Raw genomic sequence first — 22,101 nt, 5'->3', positions numbered from 1 at the left:
TCACCGCGTTTAATAATTTATCTTTGTGCGCGTTATTTTATTTTTTGTTAACGAATGCCGCGCATATTCTTTTATATTGAAAGTCTCTTTCTAGGAAACTGCAATGCAATTGATCGACACTCATTGTCATTTTTATGAACTTAATCAACCGGAAAACCAATTAACCGCGGCGCAAAAAGCCGGCATCGCTAAAATCATATTGCCGGCGAGCAGCAAACAAACATGGTTGCCGATTGCCACGTTCGCGCAAAATGCATTTTTTTATCCCGCGTACGGTTTGCACCCGTTTTACGCATCAAATGACGATTTAACGGCATTAATACAATGGTTAAAAACGCATTCCTGCATTGCCATTGGCGAATGCGGTTTGGATTACAGCGCGGCAGTCGCCTCCGAACAGCAAAAAGCCGTTTTTCTCGCGCAAATTCAGCTCGCGTTACACTATGATGTACCGCTACTCATTCATGCGCGCAAAGCTTTGGAAGCGGTGTTACACATTTTGGCACAATTTCCAAACGTTAAATTTATCGTGCACAGTTTTAGCGGCTCCGATCAGCAATTAGCAAAAATTTTCGCATTAAACGGCATGATTGGAATCGGCGGCAGTTGTACCTATCCGCGCGCGCAACGTTTGCGCCGACAAATCGCCGCGCTTCCTGATGATCGTTATTGTTTGGAAACCGATGCGCCGTATCAACCGCTTTGTGGTTATCAAGGGCAAAAAAATCAACCAACGCGTTTAATTGAAATTGCACAAACCGTGGCAACTTTGCGCGGCTGCAATATTAAAACCGTTGCCGCGGAAAGTTATCGTAATACAATCGCCTTTTTTCCCTGTCAGCGTTACGAGGAATTTTATTGATGATAATGCACGCGCGAACACAATTATTAATTGGTACTCAAGGACTTGCGACTTTGCGCGCGAAAACGGTAATGATTGCAGGTTTGGGCGGCGTGGGTGGTTTTGCTGCAGAAGCCATTGCCCGCAGCGGCGTGGGGCGGTTAATTTTGGTTGATTATGATTGCGTTACCGTTTCAAATTTAAATCGGCAGTTGCTCGCTTTGCATTCAACGTTGGGACGCAAAAAAACGGCAGTGATGCAGGCGCGCATTCATGATATTTCGCCCGATGTGGCAGTAATCGTAAAAGATGTTTTTATTCAATCGGATAACGTGGCTGAATTATGTTCTGAAACGAAAGTGGATTATGTGTTGGATTGTATCGATTCGCTTACGAGTAAAGCTGTTTTGGTTAAAACCGCGCAAGAACAAAATATTCCGGTGATTTCGGCTTTGGGTGCGGGCAATTGTTGGGACGTCACCCGCGTTAAAACGACTTATTTAGATCAAACTACCGTTTGCCCGTTGGCGCGTGCATTGCGGCAAAAAATGAAAAAATTGGGCGGCAATTTACATTATCCCGTAGTTTTTTCGGACGAATTGCGTCGGCAGAAAACGGTTTCAGAAGAACAAGAACGCGCAAATGGCACCATTTCTTATCTTCCCGCGTTATTCGGCATCATGATGGCTGGTTATGCCGTTCGGCAATTGCTCGAACCCGCTTAATTTTTCAAGCGCTTGCTTGCGCAAAATGAGGGTTGTCGCTAGAATAGCGCGCTTTTCAATTCCTTAATCTGTTGGAGCTTTTTATGAAAAAAGATATTCACCCTGCATATCGTCCGGTTGTTTTTTATGACGCCAGCGCCGAATTTAAAATTTTGACCCGTTCTACCGTTGAAACCAAAGAAACCATTCAATGGGAAGACGGCAACGAATATCCGTTAGTGCGCATTGATGTTAGCAGCAAATCACACCCGTTCTATACTGGAAAACAAAATATCGTTGATACCGCTGGACGCGTTGACCGCTTCCGTCGTAAATACGGCAAGAAAAACTAATTGGCATAAAACCCCGTCCGCCGCGGTCGGGGAATTGCTTTTTTATTCAAAGAGAAACGGATAAGTTTTTTATGGCTTTGCCGTTTTTTTATTGCGCCGTGAAAAAGGGCGCTGTTTTTTTCACAATTTAACCGCAGTTTTTAAATGGGAAACTTTATCATTACTAAAATGATGTTGTTATGTAATAAAGACAATTAACCATTTGAACACTAAAAACTTATTTTTATTTTTGCGCGGCGGTTGAATTCCGCTTATCGGCATGACGCATGACAAGCGATTTGTTCTATTTTATGCTAACTCCTCCTTTAAAATAGAAGAGTTCCATGGCTTATTTATCCCGTTTTTGCTGTTTATGGGTCTTTTTTTGGATAACAACCATCAGTGCCCAAACTGCCTTACCTTTTAAAGACGTTTTTAAACCCATTATCAGCGCCGAGCAAAGCGCCGATAATCATATCCTCACCATTCGCATTGATGTTCCTGCCGGTTATTATTTATATCGCGATAAAATTCAGCCCGAACTCGCGGCTTTTCCGCAAGCGCGCGTGCAATACGGCGCCAGCGCGCAAATTCATGATCCTTATTTTGGGCGCGTTGATATTTTTGATCAGGCGCACCCCGCCGTTATTCAGATTCAAAATCCTGACGAATTAACGCCATTTTCTTTGCACGCGCAAGGTTGCCAAGAAAATGTGATTTGTTATCCGCCGGAGACGTGGAAAATTGATCCGCAAGCTTTGGCGGTTGATACGGATATCGCCGAAGCTTTTCCGTTTTTCAAAAAAAATACTGCCGTTGGCGCTTTTAATCCGATTACTTTGCCGCAGAATCACGTTATTTTAAAAAATACCGAAGAAAATCAATCGGTTTCATCGGAAACTGCACGCGTTAAATCGCCATCAGAACAAGCGACAGCGCCAAAAACCGTTGCCCAACGATTGCATGATCGATATTGGTTTTATTTGCCGTGGTTAATTTTATTGGGCATCAGCTTGAGCGGCACCGCCTGCGTTTATCCCATGATTCCAATTGTGACCAGTTTTGTGGTCGGCAAAAATGCTTCTTTTGCGCGCGGACAATTATTAATTACGGCTTACGTATTAGCGATGGCATCGACGATGGCATTATTGGGCGCCGTTTTTGGTTTATTTCAAATTAACTTGCAAGTTGTGTTGCAAAAACCGTTGGTTGCCGCGATCGCATCGGCGATTTTCTTGCTGTTGTCGTTGTCTTTATTTGACGTTTTAACGCTTTCCGCACCGCAACGTATGCAGCATTGGGTGGATCGTTTTTCGCAAAAACAAACCCGCGGATCTTTTTTGGGCGCCATCGTATTGGGCGCGTTATCGGTTTTGGTCGTTAGCCCTTGTGCCACGCCGGTTTTAACTGCTTTATTGTTATACACCACGCAAACCACGCCTTTTAAAGGCGCGTTGGCATTATTTTGTTTGGGATTAGGCATGGGTTTGCCATTATTTTTATTTGCCAGCGTTTTTCGCCGTTTTATGCCGAAAGCGGGCAATTGGATGCTGATTATTAAACGTTTGTTGGCGCTGATGATGTTAGCCATTGCCGTTTGGTTATTCGCGCGGATTTTGCCAACGGCTTATCAATGGGGATTGTGGGCGCTTTATTTATTGATTATCAGCACGTTATTAACGGCTCAATCGGAAAACGCATCTTTTATGCGTTTATTGGGCGCTAAAGTTTTTTTTGCGCTGGCAATTGCCGCCACGGTACAGTGCGTTGATAATATGGACGCTCGTTTCGATGAGGAAAAAACCGGCGCCGTTTTTCAAAAAGTCACAACGCTTGCCGCAATCGAAACTGAAATCAAAACGAGCAAACAACCCGTAATTCTTGATTTTTATGCCGATTGGTGCGCTTCCTGCCGTCATTGGGAACGCACGATTTGGCAAAATCCGCAATTTACTTCGTCTTTATCTGCCTATCGTTTATTAAAGGTGGATATGAGTGAGTCAAACGCTGATTATCAGCGGATATTAAATCATTTCTCGCTTATCGGGCCGCCCGCGGTATTATTTTTTCCTGCCGGCGGAACGATTGATGAGGCAATATATACGGTGATTGGCACGACAAATGCGGAAACGTTTGCGCGTGCGTTAAATCAGTTTGCAGATAAAAAATAAAGGAAGAAATATCCCCTAAAATGAGGGCAATAAACCCAACGTTATCAGTAAATGGAATAATGCGTCTTTAATGACTTCAGGTATAATGCCCAGCTTTCTTTAGCGTATTGCTGCACCCAACATCAAAAATAAATGGAATTCTCAATAATATGGCTCAAATATTGGTTCTCAATGGCCCTAATCTGAATTTATTAGGCACGCGCGAACCCGAAATCTACGGACAAAAAACGTTAGCAGAAATTGAAATACGTTGTCGTGCTTTAGCGGAAGAACTCGGGCATCAGCTCGAATTTTTTCAGCATAACCACGAAGGAATATTAATTGATTTAATTCAACAGGCTGGACATTATCAAGTTGATTTTATTATTTTTAATCCCGCCGCTTTTACGCATACCAGCATCGCATTGCGCGACAGCCTTTTAGCGGTGGAAATTCCCTGCATTGAAGTGCATTTATCTAATATCTACCAGCGCGAACTTTTTCGCCAGCATTCCTATTTTAGCGATATCGCGGTGGGTACCATTTCGGGATTGGGCGCAATTGGCTACGAACTTGCGGTTCTCGCTGCGCATCAACATCTCACAGCCAAATAACCGTTTAAACCGGAGAAAAACTTTATGGATATCCGTAAAATTAAAAAACTCATTGAATTACTCGAAGAATCAAATGTTGCTGAACTGGAAATTACCGAAGGCGAAGAAGCGGTAAAAATCAGCCGTTACGGTTCTCAACCGCCCATGCCGTTTATGCCCGCGCAATATCAAGTCACCCCCGCGCTGCACGCTGCCAGCATTGCCGCGCCAACAAGTGAAAGTGAACACATTCCCGTTGCCGCGCCGGCGCCGGCGGGCAAAGTGATTCGTTCGCCCATGGTGGGCACTTTTTATGCGGCTTCTTCTCCTGATACCGCTGATTTTGTCAGCATCGGTCAAGAAATTAACATCGGCGATACCGTATGCATCATTGAAGCCATGAAAATGTTTAATCGCATTGAGGCAGAATTTGGCGGCAAAGTAAAAGAAATTTTGGTGGAAAACGGTCAGCCCGTTGAATACGACCAAGCGTTATTCATACTTGAATAGGACGGCGCTAATGTTTAAAAAAGTATTGATTGCAAATCGCGGCGAAATTGCGTTGCGCATTTTGCGCGCCTGTCGGCAAATGGGGATTGAAACGGTTGCTGTTCACTCCAAACCCGATGCCAATTTAATGCACGTTAAACTCGCCGATGAATCAGTATGCATTGGTCCGGCGCCTTCAAGCGAAAGTTATTTAAATATGCCGGCAATTATTGCGGCAGCGGAAGTGACAAACGCCGACGCCATTCACCCTGGTTACGGTTTTTTATCAGAAAACGCTGATTTTGCTGAACGCGTTTCGCAATCGGGATTTGTTTTTATCGGCCCGCGTCCTGACACCATTCGCATGATGGGCGATAAAGTCGAAGCGATTAAAGCGATGAAAGCCGCAGGCATTCCGTGCGTACCCGGTTCTGGTGGCGCGCTCGGAAACGATGCAGAAAAAATTCTGGCAATGGCGCATCAAATTGGTTATCCCGTCATTATTAAAGCGGCAGGCGGCGGTGGCGGACGCGGTATGCGCGTGGTGCATAAAGATGCGGAATTAATCGATGCCGTTAAATTAACCAAAACCGAAGCCAAACAAGCTTTTGGTAACGATATGGTTTATATGGAAAAATACTTGGAAAAACCGCGCCACGTGGAAATTCAAGTGCTCGCTGATAGCCACGGCAATGCCATTCATTTAGCCGAACGTGATTGCTCTTTGCAACGTCGCCATCAAAAAGTGATGGAAGAAGCGCCGGCGCCGCAAATTACCGCAAAACAACGCGAAATCATCGGCAAAATTTGTACTGACGCGTGCAAACGCATCGGTTATCTCGGCGCGGGTACTTTTGAATTTCTCTATGAAAACGGGCAATTTTATTTCATTGAAATGAATACGCGGGTGCAAGTAGAACACCCCATTACTGAAATGATTACCGGCGTTGATATTGTGCGCGAACAAATTCGCATCGCATCTGGATTACCGCTTTCTTTTAAACAAAAAGATATCGTGGTTTCGGGGCATGCCATTGAATGTCGGATTAACGCTGAAGATCCCAAAACCTTTATTCCGTCTCCTGGAAAAATTACTGATTTTCACGCGCCCGGTGGTTTAGGCGTTCGCGTTGAATCGTATTTATATAATGGTTACGTAGTGCCGCCGCATTATGATTCCATGATTGGAAAATTGATTGCTTGGGGCGAAAATCGAGATATTGCCTTGTCGCGCATGCGTATGGCGTTATCAGAAATGGGCGTTGAAGGCATTAAAACCAATATCGCTTTGCATCGCGAATTATTAGAAGACGAACGCATTTGCGAAGGCGGCATGGATATTCACTATTTAGAACACAAATTGGGTTTGGCATGACACAACGGCATTGGTTAGAACTGACGCTCATCGCTGATAACGATGATGACGTTTTATTGTTAGAAACTGCGTTGGAATGCGCGGGCGCCGTTGCCGTTACTTATCAAGCAGCTAACGAAGAAGAAATTTTTGAACCCGAAATTGGCACCACGCCGATGTGGTCAAAAACCGGCGTTACCGGACTTTTTCCGCTGGATACCGATCCCAACGCCGTTATTGAATTATTAATGCAAGCATTAGGTGAAGATTATCCCATTGCGCAACATTTGCTTCCAGAAAGCGATTGGACGCGCGCGTGGTTGGAACATTTTCAACCGATTGCCTTTGGCAATCATTTTTGGGTGGCAGCAAGCGAGCACGTCATTGAAGAACACGATGCCAAAGTATTACGCCTCGATCCGGGGCTCGCTTTTGGCACGGGCACGCACCCATCAACGGCAATGTGTTTGCATTATCTCGTCAATCACGCGGCGTTACACGGTAAAACAGTTTACGATTACGGCTGCGGTTCCGGCATTTTGGGCATCGCCGCGGCGATGATGGGCGCCAAAGCCGTTTATCAAACCGATATTGATCCGCAAGCATTAACCGCCAGTTATGAAAATGCGCAAAAAAATCAAGTAGCAGAAAAAATATTTTTGTGTGAACAACCTGATCTGGCGCCGGCGGTTGATTTATTAGTGGCAAATATTTTATTAGAACCGTTATGTGCTTTGCGGGCGCAATTTGAAAAACATTTGCACGCGCAAAGCGTGATGATCTTTTCGGGATTATTAGAACGGCAACAACAAAAACTCGAGCAAGCGTATCAAGATCATTACCGCATTGAGCGGATTAATTGCCGCGCGGGTTGGATTTTGCTGCGGCTGACGAGTCTTTAAATGCTGACGCTCGGGCGTTTTCATTATTCAAAACCCGTGGTATTGCTCGCGCCGATGGCGGGAATTAGCGATTTACCGTATCGGAGTTTATGCCAACGTTTTGGCAGTCATTACACGATTGCGGAAATGGTGGACGCGCGCCCGCAATTTCTTGCGATGCCCGAAAGTCAGTTACGATTGCAATTTGATGACGATGCGCGTTTCCCGAAAATCGTGCAATTAGTTGGCGGCGATCCGTATTTAATGGCGGAAACGGCGCAAGTAATGCAGGCGCTGGGCTGCGATGTTATCGATATCAATATGGGTTGTCCGGCGAAAAAAGTGGGAAAACAAAATGCCGGATCGGCGTTGTTATCGGATTTGCCGCAAGTAGAAAAAATTTTGGCGCAGGTAACGCGCGTGGTATCCATTCCGGTTACTTTGAAAACGCGCCTTGGTTTTAATGAACAAACAATGACGATTGAAACCGTTGCTAAAATCGCAGAAAACACGGGAGTTGCGGCGTTAACGGTGCACGGCAGAACGCGCGCGCAGCGTTTTAATGGCACGGCGCACTATGATGAAATTGGACGCGTTAAAGCGCAAACCTCGTTGCCGATTATTGTAAACGGTGATATTACGACCACTGCGCAAGCGCAAGATTTAATTCAACAATTTGGTTTTGATGGCGTGATGATTGGACGGGCGGCGTGCGGCAATCCGTGGTTATTAGCGCATATGCGTTGCGCTTTGGATTGTGATTTTGCGCTGCCGGCGATTTCGCGGCGCGCGGTGATTAGTGAACATATTTCAGCATTGCATCAGTTATATCAACGGCAGGGATTGCTGATTGCGCGAAAACATTTGCATTGGTATTTAGCGCCGATGCCGCGTTATGATTTTTGGCGGCAGGAAATTAATACCGCAACCGATTTAGCAGCACAATTAGCGATTGTTGCGCAGGCAGTTGTCAATTAATCCATTGAAATTGAATAATAAAATGATAAAACGCAGCTGGTTATTGTTTTTGTGTTTATGGGCAAGTGGGTTGACAGCTCAACCGCGAGCAATTGCTACTTTTTCCGATGATACGCTTTATTTATTAGAGGTTGCGATGACGCCGGAGACGCGCGAACGCGGTTTAATGTTTCGCGTTTGGTTGCCGCCTTGGCAGGGCATGTTATTTATTTTGCCGCGGGAAGAACGCGCGACTTTTTGGATGTATCACACGCTGATTCCGTTGCATATTGGGTTTTATGATCAAAGCGGGCGGTTGATTAATGCGCATTTAGCAGCGCCGTGTTGGGTTGATCGGTGTCCTTTTTATGCGTCTGCGGCGCCGAGCGCTTTTGTTTTGGAAACGCGTCCAAAATTTTACGCGGGTTATACGCGCGCGGCGTTGAAAGAAGTTTATTTTATTAATTAACGGATTGTTGTTCTCGATAAATCATTGACCAACGAACAATTTTTTCCATATTTTGATCGGTATAATCCAGCAGTGCTAAATAATAAGCTTGTTGATAACGGCAACTTTGCTGCATATAAGCTTCATTTTGCGGCGCAATCACGCTGCTTTCGTTGATTTGAAAGGTTTTGGCGAGTTGCTCATGAATTAAACGCGATTGTTTGGCGGCATAGCGTTGTTCAACATAACTCAATCGCCGGCGCGGATCGGCAGTTGAAAAAACCAAACGCATGGCTTCTTTAACAATGCCGGAATTCGTCAGCATAAATTCGCCGTGAGAACTTGCCAAATTATCTAAAGAACGCTGATCTAATAACGCGCAGAGTTTTTGATCCTGTTTACCGAGCAAAGCGGCTTCATCATAACGATAACGAATAAAGCGGGTAATCGCTTCAGTAGAAGCATAAGGCACTTCACGAAACCATTGCTCGCGGAGTTTTAAAATCGATTTGAGCACTATTTCTTGATCGTTTTGCGTGTTTTGCCGCGCGTTTTGGCGAATGGCATTGAGCAGATTTTGATATAGCTGCGGTTGATATTTTGCCATCAATACGATAAGCGGTTGTTCTAAAAGCGTTACGCGCAACTGATGATCGCGATGCCATTGCACAATCAAAGGAATGCTTAACACCATGCCGATGCCCAAATATAAAGAGGCGAGCACGATAAAATGGCTTTGCTGCGGTAAATCGTTGCTATCGGGATCGCGTTGGTCGTATTGACAATACCAAATCGTGCGCGCGACGGCATACGCTAAAAAAGGAAAAAGGATCAGTAAAAATAAACCTAACCACATTATTTTTTCCTTTATGACTCGTCATCATCTGTATTTTGCGGCGGCAAAACTTCAACTTCCGCTTCACTGACCACGCCTTCTGCAAATTGTTTCACGCGCACGATGCAATCGGAAAAATGCAATTCGGTTCCGGTTTCGGGAAACGTGCCCAAACGTTCGATAATCAGCCCCGATAAAGTATTAGGGCCGTCGAGCGGCAATTTTAATCCTAATTCTCGATTTAATGACCGCAAACTGATGCCGCCGTCTACATCAAAAATCTGCGCTTGTCGTTTGATGATTTCCGGCACTTCCTCTTCTTCACTTTCAGAAGCGATATTGCCGACGATATGAATCAAAATATCTTCTAACGTAATGAGTCCTTGAATATCGCCGTATTCATCAATCACTAAACCGCTACGGGTTCTTTGCATTTGAAAATTTAATAATTGCCGGCGCAGTGGCGTTCCTTCAGGCACGAAAACGCAGGGGCGCAAAATTTCTAACAATGCTTCAGGTTGCAAACGGTTTTGATGATACAGCCCGATGACGTCGCGCAAATGCAACATGCCCAAAACTTGATCGATATTATCGCGGTAGGCAACCAAACGCCCGTGGCGAGAGTTGGTAATTTGTGTGATGATTTCGTCCCAATTGTCATTTAAATCAATGCCTTCTAATTCATTACGCGGCACCATCGCTTCATCAACGGACATATCCTCTAATTCTAAAATGCCCAAAATCATATCTTGCCGTTCGGGAGAATTGGTTGAAGTAGAGGAACTTAACACCACGGTTTTAAGTTCTTCCGTGCTCAAGGTATCTTCTTTTTTGTGGTTGGCATCAATGCCAAACGGTTTAAAAATCGCGGCGACTAATTTATTTAATAACCACACCATCGGTGAAAAAAACCAAACAATGCTTTGCATAGCGCGGGCAACGGGGAGCGCAATTTGCTCTGGATAAAGCGCGGCGAGCGTTTTTGGAGAGATTTCAGAAAATAATAAAATCATCACGGTCAAAATGACGGTGGCAAGCAAAACGCCTAAATCGCCGAGCAAACGCAATCCAATCATGGTGCCGATTGAGGTAGCAAGAATATTGACAAAATTATTGCCCAAAAGAATGGTGGCAAGCAGCCGATCGGTTTTGCGCAACAGCCGCGCCACGCGTTTGGCAGCGATATTGCCTTCATCAACTAAATGTTTCAATTTATAACGATTCAGCGACATCATCGCGGTTTCGGCGGCGGAGAAAAATGCCGATGCCAATAAACACAATATTAAAATAAAAAGTAACGCTCCAAGCGGGAGAGATTCCACGTTTTCCTGACCTTTTTTAGGATAAATTCATCATCATTGTACGCGACACGTAGCCGGTAAGAAGTAACCCGTAAGCAAAAAATAACCACCGCACGAGCCAAAGTCCGCCGCGGTTTTGCCAAAAATAAGCGTGTAATAAATAGCTTAAAACGGCAAAAGATGCGAGGGTTAATAGCGTGTTTTGCCATAAATGGGCGGCAAAAAGTCCGTCTACATAAAGCCAGCCGGTGAATAAAGAAAATAATAGCAATAACCAGCCCAACATGATGAAGATGATCGTCATGCGTTCGAGTTGGGAAAGCGATGCCATATTGATATTTTTAAGTTTTTTCTGTTTTAAGCGGTGAAATAAATACCAATAAAAAACGCTGTGGAGGCAGGCAATCGTTAAAACGCTGCCGGCGGCAGTTGAGATAAAAATGTGTCCAATAACGCCTTTTTCGTTGAGACTCAGCACTTCATGATTGCCGGCAAAACTGGCAAGAGTTACCAAAATTGCGTTAATCGCACCGATGATAACGCCCACCAAGGCCATTTGCGGTTGCCACAAACACAATAAACTGCAACACGTCAACAGCCACGCGGCGATGGAAAGAACGTTAAAAGGGGATAAATTGATGAGATGCGCTGATGGATTCGTCAGCGATGTTAATAATAATACGGCGTGCATTTGGCAAATAAAAACGAGCAACAACACCGCCCAAAACGGATTCATTTTTTGTTGACGTAGACGCCAAAAAGCCGCGCTCATTCCAAGATATAGACTTACCACCATCAGCGGCAGCCAAAGCCCCATAACAGCCCCTAAAAATAAAACAAAACGTTATAATACACGAATGAAATCTTGCATTGAATGCAAGCCGCTATCACAGAGAAAAATCAGGAATAATCATGTTTGATAATTTAAGCGATCGCCTACAGGCTACTTTTAAAAAATTACGCGGACAAAGCCGTATCAGTGAAGAAAATATTGAAAATGCTTTGCGTGAAGTGCGCATGGCATTGATTGAAGCTGACGTTGCGTTGCCCGTGGTGAAAGAAGTCACCGAAACGATTAAAGAAGCTGCAATTGGTCAAGAAGTTGGGCAAAAACTTTCGCCCGATCAAGCTTTTTTGAAAATCGTGCAAGCGGAATTAACCCGCATTATGGGGGAACAAAATGACGCGCTTAATCTTGCCACTCAACCGCCGGCGGTCATTTTGCTGGCTGGATTGCAAGGTTCTGGTAAAACCACTTCCGCGGCGAAATTAGCGCGGCGATTGATGAACGAAAAGAAAAAAGTGGCGCTGGTTTCTGTGGATATTTATCGTCCGGCAGCGATCAAACAATTGCAAACTTTAGCCGAACAAATTAATGCCACCTTCATTCTCTCGCACGAACAAGAAGCGCCGCAAGATATCGCCAACCGCGCTTTAGATTTTGCGCAAAAACAATTTTTTGATGTTTTAATTGTTGATACCGCGGGACGCATGCACGTTGATGAGCAATTAATGAATGAAATCAAATTATTGCATCAATGTTTGCAACCAATTGAAACATTGTTCGTCGTTGATGCGATGACTGGACAAGATGCCGCAAATACGGCAAAAGCGTTTCACGATGCCTTGCCGTTAACGGGGATTATTTTGTCGAAAGTTGATGGCGATGCGCGCGGTGGGGCGGCGTTATCAATTCGTCATATCACGGGAAAACCGATTAAGTTTTTGGGTATCGGCGAAAAAACCGACGCTTTGGAAGCGTTTCACCCTGACCGCATTGCTTCGCGCATTCTCGGAATGGGCGATATTTTGGGCATGATCGAGGATTTAGAGCATCAAGTTGATGAAAAAAATGCCCGCCGGCTTGCCAAAAAAATGATTCGCGGCAAAAGTTTTGATTTAGAGGATTTTCGTGAACAATTGCATCAAATTCAGCAAATTGACCTCGATAAAATGCTCGAAAAATTCCCTGGACTCGGTTCATTGCCCAGTCATATTAAAAACGAACATTTATCACCGAAAAAAATCCGGCAACAAGAAGCCATCATTTTATCGATGACTTTGGAAGAACGGCGTAATCCTGACATCATCAAAGGTTCGCGCAAACGCCGCATTGCCGCGGGCTGCGGTTTAGATGTGCCCGAAATCAATCGTTTGCTCAAACAATTCCGCGAAATGCAAAAACAAATGAAAAAATTTAAAAACAGCGGTTGGGCGCGGTCTTTACGTAATCAAGGCAATGTTCCAATGGGATCTTTGCCGTTTAAATAATCTTTATAAATCGCAAAGTGGCGCGCAAAAAAACTGGTCATTAATGACCAGTTTTTTTTGTGACTTTTTGTTTTTATTCACGACCGCTTAAAAATTCTTCGATTTCGCGAACGGTTTTTGGCGCATCGCTGGTGGTGATTTCAGGATCGCCTTTGGTGATGATGATATCGTCTTCAATGCGAATGCCGATACCACGCCAAGATTCATCAATACCCAAATCATCAGGTTGTAAATATAAACCTGGTTCAATGGTGATAACCATATCGGGTTGATATGTACGCGATTGACCGTTGACATAATAAGCGCCTACATCATGCACATCTAATCCCAGCCAATGTCCGGTGCTGTGCGGATAAAAACGTTTTACTTTGCCGCTATCAACCCATTCTGCCGCATCGCCGCCATCAACAATGCCCAAATCAAAAATGCCTTGCATTAAATCGATACTGGCTTGACGGTGTAATTCGTCATGCGTAATGCCGGCGCGGGCGGAATGAATGGCGTTGAGTTGTGCGTTTAAAACCACTTCATATAACGCTTGTTGGTTACGGGTAAATTTGCCGTTAATTGGAATCGTGCGGCTGATATCGCCGGCGTAACCGGCATATTCCGCGCCGGTGTCAAATAACACTAAATCACCGCTGCGCAGTGGGGCGTTATTGATTTCATAATGCAAACAACAGGCGTTACTACCGGCAGCGATAATGCTCGGGAATGACCAATGGCAACCGTGATAACGGCGAAATTCTGCTTCCATCGCCGCTTGCGCGGTATATTCATAAGCGCCTGCTTGAGCAGCACGCATTGCTGCACGGTGACCGGCAGCCGTGATGCGTCCGGCTTCATGCAACAGATTTTGTTCCTCAATGGATTTAAACATGCGCATTTCGCCAGCAATACGGCGGAGATCTTTGAGATCTTCAATTTCAGTGCCTGCTTTGCCTGCTAATTGGTTTGCGCTGCGGATAAATTGCATGACTTCTTGATCGTGTTCAGCTTTTTCTCCTAAAACAGCGTAAATATGATGGCTTGCTGCTAACAAACCGGTGATACGATGTTTTTCTGTTAAAGGATAGGCTTCATCAGCACCATAATCGCTGACGGCACCTTCTTGTCCGACAATTTTTCCCGTCCAAATTTCGCGACTGGGATCGCGGTTGGCGCAGAATAAAGTGTAGTGCACTTTTCCGGCTTTACGGCATAAAATCGCGGTGGTTTCTGGTTCTGGAAAACCTGTGAAATACCAAAAATAGCTATCGGGACGGAAAGGGTATTCAGTGCCACGATTTCTCATGACCAAATCCCCAGAATATAAGATGACAACAGCCCCCTCTGGCAAACGTGAAAATAATTGTTCACGACGTTTGGCAAAGGTTGATTGTGGTAATACAGTTTGAATCATAAGTACTCCTAGTAACTACAGCAAATCGCTGTTATCGGCAAAATCATAGCAGCGGACGGTTTATTTGTCAGTTTTCTTAATCAGTAGTGGATTGGGGAAAAGGCAAAAGCAGAAAAGAAAAAAGCCGTAGCGAACACTACGGCGCGATAATATTTGCTTAAAAAATATTATTCTTCGTCGTCGTAATCATCAAAGCCATCATCGTCGTAATCGTCGTCGCTATCGTCATCATCATAGAACCAGCCGTCTTCGCCGTCACGTTCATAGCCATCATGCCAATCTGCGTCTTCGTCGGTTTCGTCGTCATCATATTCATGATCGAAATCATCATAAGACGCTTCATCGTCGTAATCGTCTTCATCGATTTCATCATCATATTCTTGATCTTCGTCGTTGTAAGAGAAATCGTCTTCTTCGTAATCGTCTTCGTGTGCCATGATTTTTGCCTCCGTTTTAAAAACATATTTGATTTCAATGAGATAATGAACTCATTTTCTCGTTGATCATGGAAAGCGTATATTAATCATTGTTTGGCTATTTTCAACTGTTTTTCATGCAGACTCGCCAGATGGATTTTCCACCTGCGCCCAAACAACACTATGATCTGATGGTCGTTCATTTTGTCGGGTTTGCGTATCAATATCGGCGGCGATAAGACGCAATTTAGAAGAGATTAAAACTAAATCAATGCGCAATCCCAAATTGCGTTGCCACGCGTTATAACGATAATCCCACCACGAAAATTGCGTTTTTTCGGGGTGCATTTCGCGGAAACTGTCGCGCAATCCCAAAGCAAAAAGTGCGTGTAAAGCGCGGCGTTCGGCATCAGAACACAGCAATTTTTCTTGGAATTGTCTCGGGTCAAAAACATCACGATCCGTCGGTGCAATATTAAAATCACCGATCACCACCAGATGCGGATAATGCGCGCATAAATGCGCAATATAACGTTGAACGTGTTGCAGCCATTCGAGTTTATAGTGAAATTTTTCATCAAAAACGGCTTTACCGTTAGGCACATAAAGATTTAAGACGCGCATCGCTCCATAACTGGCAGCAATGGCGCGCGCGGCGGGATCGTGATAATCGGGAATGCCGCGCACCACGTTTTCTGGCGGCGTTTTGCTAAGTAGCGCCACGCCGTTATAGGTTTTTTGCCCAAACGTTTCTAAATACCAACCGGCATCGAGAAACGCTTTTTTATCGATAGCGGCATCTTCTTGCTTGAGTTCTTGAAGTCCTAAAATATCTAAATCATTATTTTTAAAATAATCAATAACTTGATTTTTTCGTACGTTGAGAGAATTGACGTTCCAACTGCCAATTTTTGTCATATATACCCCTTTTTTCTGATAAGGAAATGGTACAATTCAAAGCAAATAAAGGATCATTTTGATTTTAAAAATGGGGCTACGGGAATTTATGTTAACCGTTGTTTTTAAACGAGGCGAAAATCGTACCACTTTAATCTTATTTTTTATGAGGATTTTTTATGCGTGATATTCGACTGCTTTGCGAAGGTCAGCCAGCAGTAGGGGAAGCGGTCGCGTTAAGCGATGTTTCCCATCATCACGCGCTGAAAGTATTGCGGCTGCGTGAAAATGATGCGGTAGATGTGATTTGTGGCGATGGTTATTTTTATCACGGCGAAATAACCTGCATCGATCGCAAACAAACTTTAGTGCGCGTTTATAGCCGCAGTGAACATAGTACGCGCCCCAAAACAGAAGTGATTTTATTGCCGGCGCTTTTAAAAGGTGAACCGATGGATTGGGTTTTGCAAAAAAGCGTAGAGCTCGGCGTGCGCCGCGTGATTCCCATGAATACGGAACGCAGTGAACGCCGTATTGAAGGCGATCGGTTAACTTCTAAATATGAACATTGGCAAGGCATTTTACAAGCGAGCGCGTTGCAATGCGGACGGGCGGAGTGGCCGTTATTATCGTTGCCGATGAATTTTATTGACGCGCTAAAAACGATTGCAGACGAGAAATGGATTTTGAGCCCTCACGATGAAACCACGCCGGCGATAAAAGAAATGCCATCATCAATTGCATTAATGGTGGGACCGGAAGGCGGATTTAGCGAAGATGAAGTGCAAAGTGCGGTTCATATGGGCTGGAAAACGCATTGTTTTGGTTCGCGCATTTTGCGCGCGGATACGGCTTCCGTGGTTGCCGTTGTAAAAGCACAATTATTACTGGGGGCGTTGTGATGCGTATGCAACAACGACAAACGCCCATGCGGCAGATGATTCCGCTCAACAATACCATTAAATTACGCGCATTAGGGCAAGCGCGCAGCATGGAAACGCGGCAAAATTTGATGCTGGTTTTTAACGTTTGTCGAATTTTATTCGTTGTGGTTTTAATGTTTTGTTCGCCCACTTTTTTGGGTAAACAAATCGCATTGAAAGGCAATATTCCGGAATCGGTGTTGATCGTCGGGCTGATTTATATCGTCGTGATGGGACTTTTAACGCTTTATGCGCTCAAAGATGAAGTCAGCTCGGTAATTATTCTCGCCAACGCCATTGCTGAAGCGTTGATTTTGCAGTTGTTTTTTTGGCAGCTGCAACCTGAATTAAATTGGGATTTTCTCTCGGTTAGTTATGTGACAACTTTATTACTTTCGATATTGACTTTATCTTTTCGGCAAAGCATTGTTTTTTCGTTCGTCACTTATCTTTCTTTATTATTTTTGGTGGGATTGTGGCGGGTGACGCACGACACCGCGGCAGGTAATCCGATCAGTTTGGGACACAAATTAACCATTTTTTACCAAAATAGTTTGGAAAATATGCAACTTTTTCAAACGACATCGATTTTGTCATCGGCGATTTTTATTTTAGTCATTATGGTGGGTTATTTAGCCACGCAGGCGCGGGAAAATAAAATTCAAGCGTGGATTCAAACGATTTCTGCTAATCAATTGCATGAACTCAATGACACCGTTTTTTCTGAAATGCAAACGGCGTTAGTGGTGGTGAATTTGGTTGGAGAAATTATTTCAATGAACCATCAAGCGCGCTTATTATTTGATTTACCATCAGAAATGCCGCCGCCAACACAATTACAAAGTTTAAGTTCGGAACTTATTCAACGGCAAGCGCGTTGGGAACGCATTAAAGAAAATGACCATACGCCTTTTCAAATCAAAGGAGTGGATTACAGCGTAGAGTTTTCTTTTGTGCGCATGAAAACGTACGTGCCGCTGATTATGTTATCGTTTGAAGATATGCGGCATAGTTTTCAAAAAGTTAGAGAAAATCGTTTAGCGGCGCTGGGGCGTTTAACCGCCAGTATTGCGCACGAAATTCGTAATCCGTTGGGTTCGGTATTAAGCGCTAATGAACTCATCAAAGAGCAAACGCAAGATACGATGATTTTATATCTTGCTGAAAAGATTACGAATAACGGGCAAAGAATGAATGTGATTATCGACAACATTTTAAGCATGTTTAGCCAAAAAACGGCAACCATGCAACTCATCAAATTAAATCAATTCATTCATGAAGTTATTGAAGACGCCAGCAGTTACGATGCTTTAGAATCAATTCCAATTAGAACGGATATGAGCGCCGCGGCGGCGTACAGCATTTATTTTGACCGGGAACATCTGCGGCAAATTTTGCATAATTTAATGCTCAATGCCGTTGCCCATAGCGGTCGGCAAGATGTTGAAATTACTTTAAAAGCGCATTTTGCCACCAGCGGTCATTTTTTGTATTTAGACATTTGCGATAACGGTTTAGGCATTGCCGAAGACGATCAAGATCGTATTTTCGAACCGTTTTTTTCGAAACAGCAAGGAACGGGGTTAGGTTTATTTTTAGTACGCGAAATGTGTTTAGCAAATCAAGCCAAAATAGAATACGTTGATCGAGAAGAAGGCGGCGCCTGTTTTCGGATTACGATGGAACGTTATCAATTAATTGAATCATCTGCATCAGGGGGATAGAACATGAATCACGCGTTAGTTGTTGATGATGAAAAAGATATCTGCGAATTAATTGAAATGGCATTAATGGGACAATATATTGAATTTAAAAGCGCTTTTAATGTTAAAACGGCGATTAAATTATTAAAAGAAAATCGTTTTGACGTTGTTTTTTGTGATGTGCGTTTGCCTGATGGCGACGGTCTCGATCTGCTCGCCCATATTCAAAAACAATATCCCAATACGCCCGTATGCATGATAACGGCGCACGGCAATATGGATATGGCAATTCGGGCGTTGAAAATCGGCGCTTTTGATTTTATTAATAAACCTTTTGAATTGAAACAGTTACGCACAATTTGCCGTTCAGCGTTAAGCAGTCAACCTAAAAATAAAAAAGATAACGGGGAACCGCGAAAAACGGCATTAATCGGCGAGGCACCGGTGATGGAAAAAGTGCGGGCATTGATTGCAAAAGTCGCGCGGTCGCAAGCGCCGGTATTTATTCACGGCGAATCGGGTACGGGAAAAGAAGTTGCCGCGCGGTCAATTCACGAACAAAGTAACCGCGCCGACGGCGCTTTTATTGCCGTTAACTGCGGTGCAATTCCGGAAAATTTAGTGGAAAGTGAATTTTTTGGTTATAAAAAAGGTTCATTTACCGGCGCTAATCAAGATACGGATGGGTTATTTGTTGCTGCAAATGGCGGTACGCTTTTTTTAGATGAAGTTGCAGATTTGCCGTTATCGATGCAAGTAAAATTGTTGCGCGCGATTCAAGAGCGGGCGGTGCGTCCGATTGGCGGCGATAAAGAGGAAAAGGTTGACGTGCGCATTATTTCGGCAACGCACGATAATTTGGCAGAAAAAGTGCAATTGGGCGAATTTCGCGAGGACTTGTATTACCGTTTAAACGTTGTTGCATTAACGATGCCGCCGCTGCGCGATCGCACGGGCGATGTCAATATATTGACAGATTTTTTGTTAAAAAAATTAGCCGAACAACGCGGTTATCCGTTAGCGAAATTAACCGATGAAGCGCTTAATAAATTAAATTCTTATGCTTTTCCGGGCAATGTGCGCGAATTGGAAAACATTTTGGAGCGCGCGCTGACTTTTATGGACGGAGAACAAATTGAAGCCGAAGATATTCATCTTAATCTTGCATTGCAAGCGGCGATGAAACCGGCGGCAACCAATGAGGAAGAGGATATCTTTTTCGGCATTGAAACGAAATCTAATAAAGAAACGGAACCCAACGAAAATAACGATGGCGGTTTTCAAAATAATATTGGCTACGTTAGCAATAATCCGCCGCCGCTCAACGCGTTTTCTTTCCAATTTCACGATGAACAAACAAAGCAAACAACGGCGCCTTCATCTCAAACGCCGCCGCCAACGATTCAAAAATCTTCCGAACGCGTACATAAATCAGATGAAAAAGCGCAGGAAATGCCCGACGATCTCGAAGGGTTTATGCAAGAAATGGAGCGCAAATTGTTGATTAAAGCCTTAAAAGAAAACGGCAACAATAAAACGAAAGCCGCCGAATCTTTGGGCATTAGTTTTCGGGCAATGCGTTGTAAATTAAAAAAATTAGGAATTGATTGATGCAAGTTTTAAGCAATATTGATTTACGAGACTGGCACACTTTGGCAGCGCAATCGCAAGCAAAAACATTGTTACTTTTGCAAGAACCCGAAGAATTAAAAGCGAGCACGAGCGATGATTATATTTTAGGCGGCGGCAGTAATACGCTGTTTGTTGGCGAAATCGCGCAACGCATTATTCACCCGTGTTGGCGGGGCATCAGCGTTTTTGCTGAAACGCCCAGCCATGTGATTGTGCGGGCGGCGGCGGGCGAACGTTGGAATGACGTTGTTTGTTTTTGTTGTGAAAACGGTTGGTTTGGTTTGGAAAATTTAGCGGCAATTCCCGGCTGTATTGGCGCCGCGCCCGTGCAAAATATTGGCGCTTATGGACGTCAATGTGCTGATGTATTAGCGGCGGTGGAAGTCTACGATCGACAGCGGCAAGAGTTTTTAACCGTTTGCGGGCAAGATTGCGCTTTAGCATATCGCGACAGCCGTTTTAAACAGGATTGGGCGCATTATGTCATCGTTGCCGTGCGACTTTTATTGAAAAAACAAGGGGAATTGCATCTTAATTACGCGCCATTGCCGAGTATGCGCGCCACGTTAAACACCCCGAAAGACGTTTATCAAGCCGTTACTACGACTCGTTGGGATAAATTGCCGCAACCGAAAAAATTACCCAACGCCGGCAGTTTTTTTCATAATCCAATCATCAGCGCTAAACAAGCGCACAAATTGCAACGCCGTTATCCCGATATGCCGATTTTTGAATGTCACGGGCAGCAGGTGAAAATTCCGGCGGCGTGGTTAATTGAACATTGTGGTTTAAAAGGAGTTTATGAGGGCGCGGTCGGCATTTATGAACGGCATGCTTTGATTTTGGTTAATAAAGGCAGCGCGACGGGCGCGGAAATTTTGGCGTTTGCGCGCCGCGTGCAAAATGAAGTGTATAGCGCTTTTGATATTTCGTTGACGATTGAGCCGGTGATTGTGGGAGAAGAACGATGAGCACAATTGAAGCGGTTGCTTTTGATAAAGACGGCGTCATCTTTGATTCTGAACGCATTTATCAACGGTCGCTGACGCTGGCTTTAGAGCAACTCAATTTAACGATCGATGATGCGGTGAAACATTCTTTTATCGGCGGCGATTTGCATACCATTCGCCGCGTTTTGCAAAACATTTTGGGCGAACGCATGAATGTTGCAACGTTTCTAAAAGAATATTGGTTAGCAGAACGCGATCGCATTATTGAAGAAGAAGGATTGGATTTTATTGATGGCGTAGAAAGTTTGATTGAATCTTTATATGCACAAGGTTATCCGTTGGCGCTGGTGACTAATGATTCTTTGGATAATTTATTGGCAGATGTTAGCCGCAGTCGCCGCGATTTATTGAGTTATTTTTCGGTGGTGATTACGTTGGATAATGTGGTCAACGCTAAACCGCACCCCGAACCTTACGAACGGGCGAGCGCTTTTTTAGGCGTGGCGCCGGAGCAGTTATTAGTGATTGAAGATTCGGTAACGGGCGCGCGGGCGGCGGTGGCAGCTGGAGCGCGCGTGTTATTGTTGAACGAACATCAAACGCCCGTTCCGGAAGATTTAGCGGCAAATGTTCATAAAATTATTACTCATCACCGCGAGGTGTGTGCACAATTATGAATCCAGTACCTTCAGAAATTCGTTTATCGTCGGCGCGCGATATGTTAACGCTGACGTTTTCCGAACACGTTTATGAATTGTCTGCAGAATATTTGCGCGTCTGTTCGCCGTCAGCAGAAGTGCGCGGGCACGGCGGCGATTGGAAAACAATTGCTGGAAAAAAATCGGTACGCATTACGGCGATAAAACCAGTGGGACATTATGCCGTTTGTTTGCATTTTAGCGACGGTCACCGCAGCGGAATTTATAGTTGGGAAGTGCTTTATGATTTGGCGCAGCACCACGAACAATATTGGCAACGTTATTTACACGCTTTAAACGATCAAGAATTATCACGGGAGTAAT

The 22,101-nt window shown here is 44.3% G+C and carries 23 protein-coding genes; 17 read left to right on the top strand and 6 right to left on the bottom strand.

The genetic code is table 11. From position 1 onward, the window contains the following. The first annotated feature begins 103 nt into the window (after positions 1-103). The 10 genes from AKG33_RS00460 to AKG33_RS00415 all read left to right on the top strand — a co-directional run bounded on the left by AKG33_RS00460 (position 104) and on the right by AKG33_RS00415 (position 8,770). Complete coding sequence (locus AKG33_RS00460) at positions 104-862, top strand: TatD family hydrolase (protein WP_012030753.1); 759 nt, start codon at positions 104-106, stop codon at positions 860-862. Further along, positions 862-1,566, top strand: coding sequence for a tRNA threonylcarbamoyladenosine dehydratase (locus tag AKG33_RS00455; protein WP_012030754.1), 705 nt, complete (start codon positions 862-864; stop codon positions 1,564-1,566). The genes AKG33_RS00460 and AKG33_RS00455 overlap by 1 nt, the downstream gene beginning before the upstream one ends. An 83-nt stretch (positions 1,567-1,649) precedes the next feature. Next, positions 1,650-1,898, top strand: coding sequence for a type B 50S ribosomal protein L31 (locus AKG33_RS00450; RefSeq protein ID WP_012030755.1), 249 nt, complete (start codon positions 1,650-1,652; stop codon positions 1,896-1,898). Positions 1,899-2,221: 323 nt separating this feature from the next. Next, a complete protein-coding gene (dsbD, locus tag AKG33_RS00445) occupies positions 2,222-4,048 on the top strand; it encodes a protein-disulfide reductase DsbD (protein WP_012030756.1) in 1,827 nt (608 codons plus the stop codon). A gap of 149 nt (positions 4,049-4,197) precedes the next feature. Continuing rightward, positions 4,198-4,641 carry a type II 3-dehydroquinate dehydratase gene (gene aroQ / locus AKG33_RS00440; RefSeq protein WP_012030757.1) on the top strand — a complete coding sequence of 148 codons (444 nt, stop codon included), beginning with the start codon at positions 4,198-4,200 and terminating at the stop codon, positions 4,639-4,641. A 24-nt stretch (positions 4,642-4,665) separates the two neighbouring features. Continuing rightward, positions 4,666-5,130 carry an acetyl-CoA carboxylase biotin carboxyl carrier protein gene (gene accB, locus AKG33_RS00435; RefSeq protein ID WP_012030758.1) on the top strand — a complete coding sequence of 155 codons (465 nt, stop codon included), beginning with the start codon at positions 4,666-4,668 and terminating at the stop codon, positions 5,128-5,130. 10 nt (positions 5,131-5,140) lie between these two features. After that, entirely contained in the window at positions 5,141-6,484 is a 1,344-nt protein-coding gene (gene accC / locus AKG33_RS00430) for an acetyl-CoA carboxylase biotin carboxylase subunit (RefSeq protein WP_012030759.1), read from the top strand. Beyond that, on the top strand, positions 6,481-7,365 hold the full coding sequence (prmA, locus tag AKG33_RS00425; RefSeq protein ID WP_012030760.1) for a 50S ribosomal protein L11 methyltransferase: 885 nt from the start codon (positions 6,481-6,483) through the stop codon (positions 7,363-7,365). The genes accC and prmA overlap by 4 nt, the downstream gene beginning before the upstream one ends. Further along, positions 7,366-8,322, top strand: coding sequence for a tRNA dihydrouridine synthase DusB (gene dusB / locus AKG33_RS00420; protein ID WP_012030761.1), 957 nt, complete (start codon positions 7,366-7,368; stop codon positions 8,320-8,322). A gap of 22 nt (positions 8,323-8,344) precedes the next feature. Further along, positions 8,345-8,770, top strand: coding sequence for a DUF192 domain-containing protein (locus AKG33_RS00415; protein ID WP_012030762.1), 426 nt, complete (start codon positions 8,345-8,347; stop codon positions 8,768-8,770). Here AKG33_RS00415 and AKG33_RS00410 read toward each other — a convergent pair. The 3 genes from AKG33_RS00410 to AKG33_RS00400 are packed head-to-tail and all read right to left on the bottom strand — an operon-like array spanning position 8,763 to position 11,702. Then, a complete protein-coding gene (locus AKG33_RS00410) occupies positions 8,763-9,605 on the bottom strand; it encodes a hypothetical protein (RefSeq protein ID WP_012030763.1) in 843 nt (280 codons plus the stop codon). The two genes, AKG33_RS00415 and AKG33_RS00410, sit on opposite strands and share 8 nt — an antisense overlap. A gap of 11 nt (positions 9,606-9,616) precedes the next feature. Beyond that, positions 9,617-10,906 carry an HlyC/CorC family transporter gene (locus AKG33_RS00405; RefSeq protein WP_012030764.1) on the bottom strand — a complete coding sequence of 430 codons (1,290 nt, stop codon included), beginning with the start codon at positions 10,904-10,906 and terminating at the stop codon, positions 9,617-9,619. Between the two features lie 16 nt (positions 10,907-10,922). Next, positions 10,923-11,702, bottom strand: coding sequence for a hypothetical protein (locus tag AKG33_RS00400; RefSeq protein WP_012030765.1), 780 nt, complete (start codon positions 11,700-11,702; stop codon positions 10,923-10,925). A 95-nt stretch (positions 11,703-11,797) separates the two neighbouring features. Here AKG33_RS00400 and ffh point away from each other — a divergent pair, with 95 nt between their 5' ends. After that, entirely contained in the window at positions 11,798-13,156 is a 1,359-nt protein-coding gene (gene ffh / locus AKG33_RS00395; RefSeq protein WP_012030766.1) for a signal recognition particle protein, read from the top strand. 73 nt (positions 13,157-13,229) lie between these two features. Here ffh and AKG33_RS00390 read toward each other — a convergent pair whose 3' ends face one another. The 3 genes from AKG33_RS00390 to xth all read right to left on the bottom strand — a co-directional run bounded on the left by AKG33_RS00390 (position 13,230) and on the right by xth (position 15,892). Next, positions 13,230-14,558: an aminopeptidase P N-terminal domain-containing protein gene (locus AKG33_RS00390; RefSeq protein ID WP_012030767.1), complete on the bottom strand. Its 1,329-nt coding sequence runs from the start codon at positions 14,556-14,558 to the stop codon at positions 13,230-13,232. A 167-nt stretch (positions 14,559-14,725) separates the two neighbouring features. Continuing rightward, positions 14,726-14,995, bottom strand: coding sequence for a hypothetical protein (locus AKG33_RS00385; protein WP_049752484.1), 270 nt, complete (start codon positions 14,993-14,995; stop codon positions 14,726-14,728). Between the two features lie 114 nt (positions 14,996-15,109). After that, positions 15,110-15,892 (bottom strand): exodeoxyribonuclease III, encoded by a 783-nt coding sequence (gene xth, locus AKG33_RS00380; protein WP_012030769.1) that lies wholly within the window; start codon positions 15,890-15,892, stop codon positions 15,110-15,112. Positions 15,893-16,050: 158 nt separating this feature from the next. Here xth and AKG33_RS00375 point away from each other — a divergent pair, with 158 nt between their 5' ends. Genes AKG33_RS00375 through AKG33_RS00350 form a run of 6 tightly spaced genes read left to right on the top strand, consistent with a single transcriptional unit; the run spans position 16,051 to position 22,100 of the window. Continuing rightward, entirely contained in the window at positions 16,051-16,773 is a 723-nt protein-coding gene (locus AKG33_RS00375; protein WP_012030771.1) for a 16S rRNA (uracil(1498)-N(3))-methyltransferase, read from the top strand. Between the two features lie 5 nt (positions 16,774-16,778). After that, positions 16,779-18,518 (top strand): sensor histidine kinase, encoded by a 1,740-nt coding sequence (locus tag AKG33_RS00370; protein WP_161802444.1) that lies wholly within the window; start codon positions 16,779-16,781, stop codon positions 18,516-18,518. Positions 18,519-18,521: 3 nt separating this feature from the next. Further along, positions 18,522-20,108 (top strand): sigma-54-dependent transcriptional regulator, encoded by a 1,587-nt coding sequence (locus AKG33_RS00365; protein ID WP_050707762.1) that lies wholly within the window; start codon positions 18,522-18,524, stop codon positions 20,106-20,108. Continuing rightward, positions 20,108-21,100: a UDP-N-acetylmuramate dehydrogenase gene (gene murB, locus AKG33_RS00360; protein ID WP_012030774.1), complete on the top strand. Its 993-nt coding sequence runs from the start codon at positions 20,108-20,110 to the stop codon at positions 21,098-21,100. The genes AKG33_RS00365 and murB overlap by 1 nt, the downstream gene beginning before the upstream one ends. After that, on the top strand, positions 21,097-21,756 hold the full coding sequence (locus AKG33_RS00355; protein ID WP_012030775.1) for an HAD family hydrolase: 660 nt from the start codon (positions 21,097-21,099) through the stop codon (positions 21,754-21,756). The genes murB and AKG33_RS00355 overlap by 4 nt, the downstream gene beginning before the upstream one ends. Further along, positions 21,753-22,100 carry a gamma-butyrobetaine hydroxylase-like domain-containing protein gene (locus AKG33_RS00350; protein WP_012030776.1) on the top strand — a complete coding sequence of 116 codons (348 nt, stop codon included), beginning with the start codon at positions 21,753-21,755 and terminating at the stop codon, positions 22,098-22,100. The genes AKG33_RS00355 and AKG33_RS00350 overlap by 4 nt, the downstream gene beginning before the upstream one ends. Position 22,101 lies beyond the last annotated feature (1 nt).

The organism is Dichelobacter nodosus (assembly GCF_001263335.1).
In the GTDB taxonomy this organism is placed as follows: domain Bacteria; phylum Pseudomonadota; class Gammaproteobacteria; order Cardiobacteriales; family Cardiobacteriaceae; genus Dichelobacter; species Dichelobacter nodosus.
Note: the sequence above shows the minus strand (reverse complement) of the source record. Positions and strands in the feature narration are given on the sequence as shown.

Bases quoted from the DNA above. Each gene is read 5' to 3' on its own strand.
- AKG33_RS00460 (WP_012030753.1), top strand. From the start codon at position 104: ATGCAATTGATCGACACTCATTGTCATTTTTATGAACTTAATCAACCG.
- AKG33_RS00455 (WP_012030754.1), top strand. From the start codon at position 862: ATGATAATGCACGCGCGAACACAATTATTAATTGGTACTCAAGGACTT.
- AKG33_RS00450 (WP_012030755.1), top strand. From the start codon at position 1,650: ATGAAAAAAGATATTCACCCTGCATATCGTCCGGTTGTTTTTTATGAC.
- dsbD (WP_012030756.1), top strand. From the start codon at position 2,222: ATGGCTTATTTATCCCGTTTTTGCTGTTTATGGGTCTTTTTTTGGATA.
- aroQ (WP_012030757.1), top strand. From the start codon at position 4,198: ATGGCTCAAATATTGGTTCTCAATGGCCCTAATCTGAATTTATTAGGC.
- accB (WP_012030758.1), top strand. From the start codon at position 4,666: ATGGATATCCGTAAAATTAAAAAACTCATTGAATTACTCGAAGAATCA.
- accC (WP_012030759.1), top strand. From the start codon at position 5,141: ATGTTTAAAAAAGTATTGATTGCAAATCGCGGCGAAATTGCGTTGCGC.
- prmA (WP_012030760.1), top strand. From the start codon at position 6,481: ATGACACAACGGCATTGGTTAGAACTGACGCTCATCGCTGATAACGAT.
- dusB (WP_012030761.1), top strand. From the start codon at position 7,366: ATGCTGACGCTCGGGCGTTTTCATTATTCAAAACCCGTGGTATTGCTC.
- AKG33_RS00415 (WP_012030762.1), top strand. From the start codon at position 8,345: ATGATAAAACGCAGCTGGTTATTGTTTTTGTGTTTATGGGCAAGTGGG.
- AKG33_RS00410 (WP_012030763.1), bottom strand. From the start codon at position 9,605: ATGTGGTTAGGTTTATTTTTACTGATCCTTTTTCCTTTTTTAGCGTAT.
- AKG33_RS00400 (WP_012030765.1), bottom strand. From the start codon at position 11,702: ATGGGGCTTTGGCTGCCGCTGATGGTGGTAAGTCTATATCTTGGAATG.
- ffh (WP_012030766.1), top strand. From the start codon at position 11,798: ATGTTTGATAATTTAAGCGATCGCCTACAGGCTACTTTTAAAAAATTA.
- AKG33_RS00390 (WP_012030767.1), bottom strand. From the start codon at position 14,558: ATGATTCAAACTGTATTACCACAATCAACCTTTGCCAAACGTCGTGAA.
- AKG33_RS00385 (WP_049752484.1), bottom strand. From the start codon at position 14,995: ATGGCACACGAAGACGATTACGAAGAAGACGATTTCTCTTACAACGAC.
- xth (WP_012030769.1), bottom strand. From the start codon at position 15,892: ATGACAAAAATTGGCAGTTGGAACGTCAATTCTCTCAACGTACGAAAA.
- AKG33_RS00375 (WP_012030771.1), top strand. From the start codon at position 16,051: ATGCGTGATATTCGACTGCTTTGCGAAGGTCAGCCAGCAGTAGGGGAA.
- AKG33_RS00370 (WP_161802444.1), top strand. From the start codon at position 16,779: ATGCAACAACGACAAACGCCCATGCGGCAGATGATTCCGCTCAACAAT.
- AKG33_RS00365 (WP_050707762.1), top strand. From the start codon at position 18,522: ATGAATCACGCGTTAGTTGTTGATGATGAAAAAGATATCTGCGAATTA.
- murB (WP_012030774.1), top strand. From the start codon at position 20,108: ATGCAAGTTTTAAGCAATATTGATTTACGAGACTGGCACACTTTGGCA.
- AKG33_RS00355 (WP_012030775.1), top strand. From the start codon at position 21,097: ATGAGCACAATTGAAGCGGTTGCTTTTGATAAAGACGGCGTCATCTTT.
- AKG33_RS00350 (WP_012030776.1), top strand. From the start codon at position 21,753: ATGAATCCAGTACCTTCAGAAATTCGTTTATCGTCGGCGCGCGATATG.